Origin of the sequence: Streptosporangium nondiastaticum, from assembly GCF_003011965.1 — a bacterium.
Classification (GTDB): Bacteria; Actinomycetota; Actinomycetes; order Streptomycetales; family Streptomycetaceae; genus Streptomyces; species Streptomyces nondiastaticus.
This window is the reverse complement of record NZ_PXWG01000177.1, coordinates 1-12,107: the sequence shown is the minus strand read 5'-3', so window position 1 is coordinate 12,107 and position 12,107 is coordinate 1. Positions and strand designations below refer to the sequence as shown.

Annotated in this window: 10 protein-coding genes; 7 read left to right on the top strand and 3 right to left on the bottom strand. The window is 71.9% G+C overall.

Annotation, left to right across the window (positions count from 1 at the left end; genetic code table 11):
• The 3 genes from B7P34_RS32660 to B7P34_RS32650 form a co-directional block, all read right to left on the bottom strand.
• Nucleotides 1-679, bottom strand: a 679-nt coding sequence (locus B7P34_RS32660) for an NADH-quinone oxidoreductase subunit C (protein ID WP_146166996.1), incomplete at its 3' end; no start/stop codon positions are given.
• Nucleotides 676-1,284: an NADH-quinone oxidoreductase subunit B gene (locus B7P34_RS32655; protein ID WP_286157534.1), complete on the bottom strand. Its 609-nt coding sequence runs from the start codon at nt 1,282-1,284 to the stop codon at nt 676-678. The genes B7P34_RS32660 and B7P34_RS32655, both read right to left, overlap by 4 nt.
• Nucleotides 1,281-1,655, bottom strand: a complete 375-nt coding sequence (locus B7P34_RS32650; protein ID WP_106681790.1) for an NADH-quinone oxidoreductase subunit A — start codon at nt 1,653-1,655, stop codon at nt 1,281-1,283. The genes B7P34_RS32655 and B7P34_RS32650 overlap by 4 nt, the downstream gene beginning before the upstream one ends.
• A gap of 221 nt (nt 1,656-1,876) precedes the next feature.
• Here B7P34_RS32650 and B7P34_RS32645 point away from each other — a divergent pair, with 221 nt between their 5' ends.
• The 7 genes from B7P34_RS32645 (at nt 1,877) to rarD (ending at nt 11,879) form a co-directional block, all read left to right on the top strand.
• Nucleotides 1,877-3,046: a sensor histidine kinase gene (locus tag B7P34_RS32645; RefSeq protein WP_223268465.1), complete on the top strand. Its 1,170-nt coding sequence runs from the start codon at nt 1,877-1,879 to the stop codon at nt 3,044-3,046.
• Between the two features lie 97 nt (nt 3,047-3,143).
• Nucleotides 3,144-4,529 (top strand): sensor histidine kinase, encoded by a 1,386-nt coding sequence (locus B7P34_RS32640; protein ID WP_223268464.1) that lies wholly within the window; start codon nt 3,144-3,146, stop codon nt 4,527-4,529.
• A 222-nt stretch (nt 4,530-4,751) separates the two neighbouring features.
• Nucleotides 4,752-5,423 (top strand): response regulator transcription factor, encoded by a 672-nt coding sequence (locus B7P34_RS32635; RefSeq protein ID WP_106681787.1) that lies wholly within the window; start codon nt 4,752-4,754, stop codon nt 5,421-5,423.
• Between the two features lie 351 nt (nt 5,424-5,774).
• A complete protein-coding gene (locus B7P34_RS32630; protein WP_223268466.1) occupies nt 5,775-7,652 on the top strand; it encodes a 2-oxoacid:acceptor oxidoreductase subunit alpha in 1,878 nt (625 codons plus the stop codon).
• Nucleotides 7,645-8,694 carry a 2-oxoacid:ferredoxin oxidoreductase subunit beta gene (locus B7P34_RS32625; protein WP_106681785.1) on the top strand — a complete coding sequence of 350 codons (1,050 nt, stop codon included), beginning with the start codon at nt 7,645-7,647 and terminating at the stop codon, nt 8,692-8,694. Before B7P34_RS32630 ends, B7P34_RS32625 begins: the two co-directional genes overlap by 8 nt.
• Nucleotides 8,695-8,816: 122 nt before the next feature.
• Complete coding sequence (locus B7P34_RS32620) at nt 8,817-10,790, top strand: APC family permease (RefSeq protein ID WP_106681784.1); 1,974 nt, start codon at nt 8,817-8,819, stop codon at nt 10,788-10,790.
• Nucleotides 10,791-10,859: 69 nt separating this feature from the next.
• Entirely contained in the window at nt 10,860-11,879 is a 1,020-nt protein-coding gene (gene rarD / locus B7P34_RS32615; RefSeq protein ID WP_106681783.1) for an EamA family transporter RarD, read from the top strand.
• Nucleotides 11,880-12,107 lie beyond the last annotated feature (228 nt).

Sequence of the window (12,107 nt, the reverse complement as noted above, 5' to 3'; positions counted from 1 at the left end):
TCGGGGCCGGGGGGAGCTGGCCCTTGAGGGGGCCCCATTCGTTGGGGTCGGGGACGCCGGGGGGCAGCATCTGGCGGCGCTTGGGGCCGCCGTCCGCCGCTTCGCCCGGCTCCTTCGCGCCCGGCCACGCCTTGGCGACCCGCGCGGCGAGGACGAAGTCCTTGCGCAGCGGGTGGCCCTCGAAGGCGTCGGGGAGGAGGAGCGGGGCCAGGTGCGGGTGGCCCGGGAAGTCGATGCCGAACATCTCGTGGGTCTCGCGCTCGTGCCAGGCGGCACCCGCGTAGACGCCCACAGCAGTGGGCAGCGCCGGCGCCTCGTGCGGCACCGTCGTGCGCAGGAGCAGGCGGCGCGGGCCCCCGCCCTCGCCCCCGCCCGGCAGGGCAACCAGGTGCGCGCACACGCGGAAGCCCGTACCGGGCTCGTCCACGGCGCTCAGCCAGTCGAAGAACGTGCAGCCCAGCCGGTCCCGGGCGGTTTCGAGCGCGGTGATCCACCGCTCGGCCGGGACGTCGACCGTGAGCAGGTCGTACGTCTCCTCCGCCGTCGCGCCCTCGCCGAAGAGCGCGACCGGCCCGCCCGGCAGCCAGCCGACGGCAGTGTCCGGAACGGGCTCCGGCGTCGGTTCCTGCACCGGTTCCGGCGCCGGCGTCGGCGTCGGTTCCTGCGTCGGCTCGCTCATCGGTCCGTCTCCTCCGGCGCGGCCGACGGCGCCGGCGGCGGCGTCACCAGCCCGCTGCGCAGGGCGGCGGCCGAGGCCCCCGTGCCCCCGGCGGAGCCGTACCGCTCGCCGAGCGACTCCCGCGCGATCTTCTCCTGCAGCTTCAGAATGCCCTGGAGCAGCGCTTCCGGCCGCGGCGGGCAGCCGGGCACGTACACGTCCACGGGAATGATCTGGTCGACGCCCTTGGTGACCGCGTACGAGTCCCAGTACGGGCCGCCGCAGTTCGAGCAGGCGCCGAAGGAGATCACGTACTTCGGCTCGGGCATCTGCTCGTAGAGCCGCTTCACGGCGGGCGCCATCTTGTCCGTCACCGTGCCGGAGACGATCATGAGGTCGGCCTGCCGGGGGCCGGGCGCGAAGGGGATGACGCCGAGCCGGATGAAGTCGTGCCGCGCCATGGACGCCGCGATGAACTCGATCGCGCAGCAGGCGAGCCCGAAGTTGAAGACCCACAGGCTGTAGCGGCGTCCCCAGTTGAGGACGACCTTCATCGGCTCCGGGGCCAGCCTGGCCAGGGGGCCGAGGCGACGGGGCTCGGGGAGGTCCACGGGTGCGGGTGTCACGTCCACTCCAGGACGCCCTTCTTCCATGCGTACAACAGGCCCACGGCGAGGAAGCCGAGGAAGATGAACATCTCCACGAGCGTGGCCCCGCCGAAGCCCGGCGCGGCGAACACCGTCGCCCAGGGGAACAGGAAGATCGAGTCCACGGCGAAGATCACGTACAGGAAGGCGTAGACGTAGTAGCGGATCTGCGTGTGGGCCCAGCCCTCGCCGACGGGGTCGACGCCGCACTCGTACGTCAGCAGCTTCTCGGGCGTCGGCACGACGGGCCGCAGCAGCCGCCCGGCCCCGAAGGCCACGGCGACGAAGAGCACGCCGACGACGGCGAGCAGCCCTACCACGGAATAGCTCTGGAAGTAGTCCGCGGTCACGTCCGCCCTCGCTCCCTGTCCCGCGTGTTCGACGTTCTGTACGCACGGGAGTCTAGGCCCTGGTGGGGTTATCCCCACCCTTCCCCACCCACGGCCCCCATGGCGGCTGCCCGTCCCGGCCGTGCAGGCTTGGGGGTATGACCGCCAGCAGTGCCGCGAAAAGCACGTCGAGCAACACCGGAACCATCAGAGGTGACGAAAAGTATACAAACACCTCGCATTTGGATGATTCCGATGGCGGCAACGGTCCCCTCCCCCCGGCCGGCTTCGCCTTCGGCGCCCGGACGTGGAAGGAGGTCGCGCACCTCCTGCTCAACCTGCCGGAGGCGCTCCTCGGCTTCCTCTACGTCTCGCTGTGGCTCTACGCCGGCGTCCTGTCGTCCGTCACCGTCATCGGCCTGCCGCTGCTGGCGCTCGGCCTGTCGGGCGCGCGGGCGCTGGGCCGCGTCGAGCGGCGGCGGGCGCGGGCGCTGCTGGGCCTGCACGTCGACGAGCCGAGCCCGCTCTCGCTGCAGCGGCGCCACCACGGCTTCTTCCCCTGGATGTGGTCGGCGCTGAAGGACCCGGTCGGCTGGCGCACCACCCTCTACGGCTTCATCCGGCTGCCCTGGGGCGTCCTGACCTTCGCCCTCACGCTGTGCCTGCTCTTCGTCGGCTGGCCGCTCCTCGGTTACGCCGCGCGCGGCATGACGAACCTGGACCGCGCCATGGTGCGCGGCCTGCTCAGCCCGTCCAGCGAGCTGGAGCGGCGGATCGCGGAGCTGGAGGAGGACCGCGGGGTGGTCGTGGACACGGCGGCCGCCGACCTGCGCCGCATCGAGCGCGACCTGCACGACGGCGCCCAGGCCCGGCTCGTCGCCCTGGCGATGGGGCTGGGCCTGGCGAAGGAGAAGGTCCTGGAGGACCCGGAGGCCGCGGCGCGGATGGTCGACGAGGCGCACGGCGAGGTGAAGCTCGCCCTGCAGGAGCTGCGCGACCTGGCCCGCGGCATCCACCCGGCGGTGCTGACGGACCGCGGCCTGGACGCCGCCCTGTCGTCGGTCGCGGCGCGCTGCACCGTGCCGGTGTCGGTCTCGGTCGACCTGGACGAGCGCCCGGCACCGGCGATCGAGGGCATCGCGTACTTCACGGTCTCCGAGCTGCTGCAGAACGTCAGCAAGCACAGCCGGGCGCGGACGGCCGAGGTCGAGCTGTGGCGCAAGGGCCGGCGGCTGCTCATCCAGGTGCGCGACGACGGCCGGGGCGGCGCGTCGACGTCCTCGGGCAGCGGGCTGGCCGGGCTGGCGGAGCGGCTGGGCTCGGTGGACGGCCTCTTCGCGGTGGAGTCCCCGGCCGGCGGGCCGACGGTCGTCACGGCGGAGCTCCCGTGGCGCGACCGGGCTTCCGGCTAGACCGGCGGATCTCCGTCCGCGGGGCCGGGGGTAGGGACAACCCCACCTCCGGGACACCGACTCCCTCCATGGTCCGGGGCCGCCCGCTCCGCGAGCCTTGACGTACGAAACCGCCGCCACCAGCGATCAGGGAGAGACCACCGTCATGGCCATGGACTACGGGCGGGCGGCGCATCACGACGCACGCCGGCCCCACCGCGTGCCCGCCGTGCTGCGCGCGCCCCTGGAGGCCCGCACCTGGCGCGAGTTCCTCCACCACCTGCTGAGCCTGCCGATCGCGGTCGTCGCCTTCTCCTTCGCGGTGACGATGACGGCGGCCGGCGTCGGCATGCTGATCACCTTCGTGGGCGTGCCGGTGCTGGCCGCGGGGCTCGTCGGCGTACGGGCGCTGGGGGCGATCGAGCGGGCCCGCGCACGGGCCCTGCTCGGCATGGAGATCAGCGAGCCGGAGCCCGTGCGCGCGCGGAACGGGCGGCGGGGGCTCCTGGCCTGGACCGGGGCGCTGCTGAAGAGCGGCGTGTCGTGGCGGCACATGCTCTACGCGGTGCTGCACCTGCCGTGGGCCGTGACGACGTTCACCGTCTCGCTCGTGACGTGGTCGGTCGGCTGGACGCTGTTCCTCTACCCGGCCTACTCGTGGATGTACCCGGAGTGGTGGGGCCAGCCCGGCATGCAGCTCGGCGGCGACACCGAGCACGGCGCGGGCATCTACGTCGACAACCCGTTCGAGATCGGCGTGACCTGCGCCGTCGGCCTGCTCGTGGTGCTGGCCACCCCGTGGGTGATCCGCGGCCTCGCGTACGGCGACCGGCTGCTGGTGGCCGGGCTCCTCGGCCCCTCGCGGCTCGCGGAGCGGGTGTGGGAGCTGGAGGAGGACCGCGGGGTCGTCGTGGACACCGCGGCCGCCGACCTGCGCCGCATCGAGCGCGACCTGCACGACGGCGCCCAGGCCCGGCTCGTCGCCCTCGCCATGGACCTCGGCCTCGCCAAGGAGAAGCTGGAGGAGGACCCGGAGGCGGCGGCCCGCATGGTCGACGAGGCGCACGGCGAGGTGAAGCTCGCCCTGCAGGAGCTGCGCGACCTGGCCCGCGGCATCCACCCGGCGATCCTCACCGACCGGGGCCTCGGCCCGGCCCTGTCCGCGCTGGCCGCCCGCTGCACGGTCCCGGTGCAGGCCGAGGTGGACCTGCCGGCCCGCCCGGCGGCGGCGATCGAGGGCATCGCGTACTTCACGGTCTCCGAGCTGCTGCAGAACATCAGCAAGCACAGCGAGGCGCGGAGCGCGCGGGTGGACGTGTGGCGCTCGGCGGACCGGCTGATGCTGCAGGTGTGGGACGACGGCAAGGGCGGGGCGTCGACGGCCGGCGGCAGCGGGCTGGCCGGGCTCGCGGAGCGGCTGGGCTCGGTGGACGGCCTGCTGGTGGTCCACTCGCCGGAGGGCGGGCCGACGACGGTGACGGCGGAGTTGCCGTGGCGCGGTTAGCGCTGCGCTACGGCCCGGGGCTCCGGCGCTACGGCCCGGGGCCGGTCCGGCACCGCCGGAATGCGCCGTAGTGGTTGCTCGCCGCTGCGGCGGGCATTTCTTGCCTGCGGCAAACCGGGGTACGGGAGTGGCCCGGGCGGTGCCGAACCGCCTCAAGCCGTACGCCTCCCACCCGTGACATCCTGACCCCGTCACATGTCACAGGACGGGGGGCCACACGCCGTGGAGGACAGGGTACGAGTCGTCATCGCCGAGGATTCGGTGCTCCTCAGGGAGGGCCTGACCCGGCTGCTGACCGACCGGGGCCACGAGGTCGTGGCCGGCGTCGGCGACGGCGAGGCGCTGATCAAGGCCGTCCGCGAGCTCGCGGACGAGGACGCGCTGCCGGACGTGGTGGTGGCGGACGTCCGCATGCCGCCCACCCATACGGACGAGGGCGTGCGCGCCGCGGTGGAGCTGCGCCGCCGCCATCCGGGGCTGGGCGTGCTGGTCCTGTCGCAGTACGTGGAGGAGCAGTACGCGACGGAGCTGCTGGCCGGCAGCAGCACGGGCGTGGGCTATCTGCTCAAGGACCGGGTGGCCGAGGTCCGCGAGTTCGTGGACGCGGTGGTGCGGGTGGCGCGCGGCGGCACCGCGCTGGACCCCGAGGTCGTCGCCCAGCTGCTGGGCCGCAGCCGGAAGCAGGACGTGCTCGCGGGGCTCACTCCGCGCGAGCGCGAGGTGCTCGGGCTGATGGCCGAGGGGCGCACGAACTCGGCCGTCGCCAAGCAGCTGGTGGTGAGCGACGGGGCGGTCGAGAAGCACGTCAGCAACATCTTCATGAAACTTGGGCTTTCCCCTAGTGATGGGGATCACCGGCGGGTGCTGGCCGTCCTGACCTACCTCCGCTCTTGATCAACTGACGCCGCCTCACTGCCGGACAGCCGCCCTGGTGGGAGGGGGTCGGCCGCCGGGAGACCTAGCACGAAAGACCTAGCGCGGGCGGGCTCGCGGGCCCACACTCACGGGAGCTCCAAACCCGCCCGTACCAGGACAAGTGGAAGCCTCATCCTCCGCTTCTTCTTGTGATCCATCCCAGGTAGGCAGGCCTTACCCACGTACGATGGCGAGGGTAAGCCGGTCGGGCACCACCGAGTGCGCGCCGCCGCCAGAGGGAGGTCCGAAGCAGTGACCAGCCAGGTCAGCAGCCCGGCCGAACAGGCCGTACCAGCCGAGCAGCCGAGCGGGGCCGCGGTCCCGTCGCCCGTGGACGCAGGTCCGCCGCCGGCGAAGGAGGTGCGGCGGCTGGACAGGGTGATCATCCGGTTCGCGGGTGACTCCGGGGACGGCATGCAGCTGACGGGTGACCGTTTCACTTCGGAGACCGCCTCGTTCGGCAACGACCTGTCGACGCTGCCGAACTTCCCCGCCGAGATCCGCGCCCCCGCCGGCACCCTCCCGGGCGTGTCCTCGTTCCAGCTGCACTTCGCCGACCACGACATCCTCACCCCCGGCGACGCCCCCGACGTGCTGGTGGCGATGAACCCGGCCGCGCTGAAGGCGAACCTCGCGGACGTGCCGCGCGGCGGCGAGATCATCGTCAACACCGACGAGTTCGCCAAACGCGCCATGGCCAAGGTCGGCTACGCCACCAGCCCCCTGGAAGACGGCACCCTCGACGCCTACAACGTCCACCCCGTGCCGCTCACCACGCTGACGATCGAGGCGCTGAAGGACTTCGGGCTCTCCCGCAAGGAGTCCGAGCGCAGCAAGAACATGTTCGCCCTCGGGTTGCTGTCGTGGATGTATCACCGCCCGACGGACAACACCGAGAAGTTCCTGCGGAAGAAGTTCGCGAAGAAGCCGGAGATCGCCGAGGCGAACGTGGCGGCCTTCCGGGCCGGCTGGAACTTCGGTGAGACCACCGAGGACTTCGCCGTCTCCTACGAAGTCGCCCCCGCCACGTCCGCGTTCCCCGCCGGCACCTACCGCAACATCTCCGGCAACCTGGCCCTGTCGTACGGGTTGATCGCCGCTGCCCGGCAGGCGGATCTGCCGCTCTACCTGGGCTCGTATCCGATCACCCCGGCCTCGGACATCCTGCACGAGCTGTCGAAGCACAAGAACTTCGGCGTGCGCACCTTCCAGGCCGAGGACGAGATCGCCGGCATCGGGGCGGCGCTGGGTGCGGCGTTCGGTGGCGCGCTGGCCGTGACCACCACCTCCGGGCCGGGTGTGGCGCTGAAGTCGGAGACGATCGGCCTGGCCGTCTCGCTGGAGTTGCCGCTGCTGATCGTCGACATCCAGCGTGGTGGTCCGTCCACCGGCCTGCCGACGAAGACCGAGCAGGCGGATCTGCTGCAGGCGATGTACGGGCGTAATGGCGAGGCGCCGGTGCCGATCGTGGCCCCGAAGACGCCCGCGGACTGTTTCGACGCCGCCCTCGACGCGGCGCGGATCGCGCTGACCTACCGCACCCCGGTCTTCCTGCTCTCCGACGGCTACCTGGCCAACGGTTCCGAGCCGTGGCGGATCCCCGAGCCGGATGAACTGCCCGATCTGCGGACCCGGTTCGCGACCGGCCCGAACCACACCCTGGCCGACGGCACCGAGGTGTTCTGGCCCTACAAGCGCGACCCCGAAACCCTGGCGCGGCCGTGGGCGGTGCCGGGCACGCCGGGGCTGGAGCACCGGATCGGCGGCATCGAGAAGCAGGACGGCACGGGCAACATCTCCTACGACCCGGCCAACCACGACTTCATGGTCCGCACCCGCCAGGCCAAGACGGACGGCGTCACCGTCCCGGACCTGACCGTCGACGACCCCTCGGGCACCGCCCGCACCCTCGTCCTGGGCTGGGGATCGACCTACGGGCCGATCACCGCGGCGGTCCGGCGCGTGCGTGCCGCGGGCGACGAGATCGCCCAGGCGCACCTGCGTCACCTCAACCCCTTCCCCGCCAACCTCGGGGATGTCCTGAAGCAGTACGACCGTGTGGTCGTGCCGGAGATGAACCTCGGCCAGCTCGCCACGCTCCTGCGGGCCCGCTACCTGGTCGACGTCCGCTCCCACACCCAGGTCAGCGGCATGCCCTTCAAGGCCGCCCAGCTCGCAGACGTGCTCAAGGAGGCCATCGATGACTGAGGCACTGAAGCTGGTGCCCAAGGCCGAAGCCCAGCAGACGATGAAGGACTTCAAGTCCGACCAGGAAGTGCGCTGGTGCCCCGGCTGCGGCGACTACGCCATCCTCGCCGCCGTCCAGGGCTTCATGCCCGAACTCGGCCTGGCCAGGGAGAACATCGTCTTCGTCTCCGGCATCGGCTGCTCCTCCCGCTTCCCGTACTACATGAACACCTACGGGATGCACTCCATCCACGGCCGCGCCCCCGCCATCGCCACCGGCCTGGCCACCAGCCGCCGCGACCTGTCGGTGTGGGTCGTCACCGGTGACGGCGACGCCCTGTCCATCGGCGGCAACCACCTCATCCACGCCCTGCGCCGCAACGTCAACCTCAAGATCCTGCTGTTCAACAACCGGATCTACGGCCTGACCAAGGGCCAGTACTCCCCCACGTCGGAGACCGGGAAGATCACCAAGTCCACGCCCATGGGCTCCCTGGACGCCCCCTTCAACCCCGTCTCCCTCGCCATCGGCGCCGAAGCCTCCTTCGTCGCCCGCACCGTCGACTCCGACCGCAAGCACCTCACCGAGGTCCTGCGCCAGGCCGCCGCCCACCCCGGCACGGCGCTGGTGGAGATCTACCAGAACTGCAACATCTTCAACGACGGCGCCTTCGAGCCCCTCAAGGACCGCGACCAGGCCAAGGAAGCCGTCATCCGCCTGGAGCACGGGCAGCCCATCCGCTTCGGCGCGGACAACGACAAGGGCGTCGTCCGCGACCAGGCCACCGGTGACCTGAAGGTCGTCACCGTCACCCCGGAGAACGAGGGCGACATCCTCGTCCACGACGCGCACGCCGCCTCGCCGACCACCGCGTTCGCGCTCTCCCGCCTCGCCGACCCCGACACCCTGCACCAGACCCCCATCGGCGTCTTCCGCAGCACGAACCGGCCCGTCTACGACACCCAGATGGCCGACCAGCTCGAAGCGGCCATCGAGCAGAAGGGCAAGGGCGACCTCGGCGCCCTCCTCGCCGGCAACGACACCTGGACGGTGGTCGGCTAGCCGCGCCGCACGCACTTTCACCGCACGCCGGACGGGCTGATGATTCAGCCCGTCCGGCGTTTGCGCGCCCCGGCCCGGGGCGTCTCACGGCCGGACGCCGGGGCAACCGCTCTCATATGGGTATGGCCGACACCGAAGTCACGCCCCCGCCCGCCGTCCGCGACCGGCTCGCCTACCGCGTGAAGTGCCGGCTGCTCGGGCCTCCGCTCGTCACCGACCAGCTCGCCCGCGAGAAGCTCGGCAATCCCATGGCGCTCGGGGTGCTGGCCTCCGACTGCATCTCCTCCACCGCGTACGGCAGCGAGGAGATGCTGCGCATCCTCGTGCCCGTCGTCGGGGCCGCGGCCTTCACCCTCCTCATGCCCGTGACCGGGGCGATCCTGCTCGTCCTGCTGCTCCTGACGCTGTCGTACCGCGACGTCGTGTCCGTGTACACGCGCGCGGGCGGCTCGTACGTCGTCGCCCGCGAGAACTTCGGGCCGCGCGTCGCCCAGATCGCCGCCGTCGCGCTGCTCGTCGACTACATCGTCACCGTCGCCGTGCAGACCGCGGCCGGCACGGACGCGCTGATCTCCCTGGCCCACCTCACGGGCGAGGGCTACACCGGTATCGACCACCTCAAGCTCCCCATCACCATCGGGATGGTGGTGCTGCTGATGTACGGGAATCTGCGCGGGATCCGCGAGGCGGGACGGGCGTTCGCGGCGCCCGCGTACCTGTTCATGCTCGCCGTCGCGCTGATGCTCGTCGTCGGCCTCGTCCGGGCCCTCGACGGCGGGCTGCCCCACGCCGACCTGCACGCCGCCGGGGTCGTGCCGCTCGGCCACGCGCACAGCGGCTGGCTCTACGGCGCCTCGCTGTTCATGGTGCTGCGCGCCTTCGCCAACGGCGGCTCCTCGCTGACCGGCCTGGAGGCCATCTCCAACAGCGTCTCCGTCTTCCGCAGACCCCAGGGCGTCAACGCACGCCGGACGCTGACCGTCATGAGCTGCGTCCTCGGCACCATGGTGCTGGGCGTCTCCGCCCTCGCCCACTTCACGCACGCCGTCCCGTACGCGGACGGCAACCCGACCGTCATCGCGCAGGAGGCCGACATCGTCTTCGGCGGCGGCTGGGTGGGCACGGCCGGGCTCGTGTACGTCCAGCTCGCGACCGCGCTCATCCTCTACACGGGCGCGAACACGCCCTTCACCGGCTTCCCCTTCCTCGCCAGCTTCGTCGCCGAGGACCGCTTCCTGCCCCGCAAGCTCATGCGGCGCGGGCACCGGCTCGCCTTCTCCGGCGGGATCATCTCCCTCACGGTCGTCGCGCTCGCCCTGCTCCTCGTCACGGGCGCGAACGTCGACAAGCTCGTCGCCCTCTACGCGATCGGCGTCTTCACCGGCTTCACGATGGCCGCCGCCGGGATGACGGCCCACTACTGGCGGCGGCGCGAGAGCGCCTGGAAGACCGGGGTGAACCTGCTGGCCGCCGTGGTGTCGGCCCTCGTCGTCGTGATCTTCGCGATCACCAAGTTCACCGAGGGCGCGTGGCTGGTCGTTGTCGTCTTCCCGCTCGGAGTGTGGGCGCTCATCCGCATCAACCGCGAGTACCGGGAGGAGGCCGCGGCGCTGGAGGAGATGACGCCCTTCACCGACGACGAGCCGCGGTGGCGGCGGCACTTCGTGTACGTCCTCGTCGACGTGCTCGACCTCGCCACGGTCAAGGCGCTGCGGTACGCGCACGAGCTGCGGCCGGACGAGGTGCGGGCCGTGCACTTCGCCATCGACGAGACGCGGGCGCGGCGGCTCGCGGCGCGGTGGGAGGAGCTGCCGGGCACGAACGTGCCGCTGGAGCTCGTCGAGTGCCCGGACCGGCGGCTGCGGCACGCGGTCGCGGGGCTCGCCTCGCGCGTCACGGCCGACGGGACGACGGCCCTGACGCTCCTCGTCCCCCGCCGCACGTACGCCCGCCCGCTCGGCGCGCTCCTCCACACGGACTCGGGCGACGAACTCGCGAAGACGCTGCAGCGGCTGCCGAACGTGGCGGTGACGGTGGTGCCGTTCGATGTGAGGGCGGCGATGGAGAGGATGCGGGCGCGCTCACGTACGCCGTGACGTTCGCCCTACGAGGCCCGCGGCCCCTCTCCGCTACCTTCACAAGGACGCCACCACCTTGGAGGGGACATGACCACACCGCCCGCACCGCCACCCCGCAGCGAAAGCCGAAAAGGCCTGCTGTGCGCCTTCGCCGCCTACGGGCTGTGGGGCCTCTTCCCCCTCTACTGGCCGCTGCTCGACCCCTCCGGACCCGCCGAGATCCTCGCCCACCGCATGGTGTGGTCCCTGGCCGCCGTGCTGGTCGTGCTCGCCGTGACCCGCCGCTGGGCGTGGATACGCCCGCTGCTCCGGCAGCCCAAGCGCCTCGGCCTGATCGTCCTGTGCGCCGCCACGATCTCCGTGAACTGGGGGGTCTACATCTGGGGCGTCAATTCCGGGCACGTCGTGGAGACGTCGCTGGGATATTTCATCAACCCCCTGGTGAGCATCGCGCTCGGCGTGGCCGTCCTGCGGGAGCGGCTGCGGCCCGTGCAGTGGGCGGCGGTCGGCGTCGGCACGGCCGCCGTGCTCGTGCTGTCGCTGGCGTACGGGCGGCTGCCGTGGATCGCGCTGGTGCTCGCGGCGTCGTTCGGCACGTACAGCCTGGTCAAGAAGCAGGTGGGGCTGGACGGGCTGGAGTCCATGGCGGCGGAGACGGCCGTGCAGTTCCTCCCCGCCGCGGGGTTCCTGGTGTTCCTGGGGACGACGGGGCGCAGCACGTTCCTGTCCGCGGGCGCGGGGCACGCGGCGCTGCTGATGTGCTCGGGGGCGATCACCGCGCTGCCGCTGATCCTCTTCGGCGCGGCCGCGGTGCGGCTGCCGCTGTCGGTGGTGGGGATGGTGCAGTACCTGGCGCCGACGTTCCAGTTCGTGCTGGGTCTGCTGGTGTTCCACGAGGGGATGCCGCCGGAGCGCTGGGCCGGCTTCGCGCTGGTGTGGCTCGCCCTGGCGCTGCTGACGTGGGACGCGCTGCGGACGGCGCGGCGCGGGCGGGCGGAGCTGCGGGAGGCGGAGGCCCGGGCCCGTACGCGGGGTGCCACGGCCATCCGTAACACAGAAAACACATCAGCCTCAGAGGCATCAGAAGTCACAGCTCAGGGGCAGTAACGAGCCGCCCGATATCCGGAAACCGGCGTCCCGTGTCCGGAATCCGCCCTTGACGCTCTTTCAGGCCGCCCCCAACATCATGGCCACGTCAAAAGGAGTTGGGAGCCCCCCATGCCTGAACTCAACGGACCAACCCTGCCCACCCACCCACCGAGATCCCTGAGCCGCACCCGGCCGGCCGGCCTGCTGGCCACCGGCGCCGCGCTCGCGGCCACCCTGCTCGGCGTC

Coding starts and splice junctions, on each gene's coding strand:
- B7P34_RS32625 (WP_106681785.1), top strand. CDS start 7,645: ATGACTGAGGCACTGAAGCTGGTGCCCAAGGCCGAAGCCCAGCAGACG.
- B7P34_RS32620 (WP_106681784.1), top strand. CDS start 8,817: ATGGCCGACACCGAAGTCACGCCCCCGCCCGCCGTCCGCGACCGGCTC.
- rarD (WP_106681783.1), top strand. CDS start 10,860: ATGACCACACCGCCCGCACCGCCACCCCGCAGCGAAAGCCGAAAAGGC.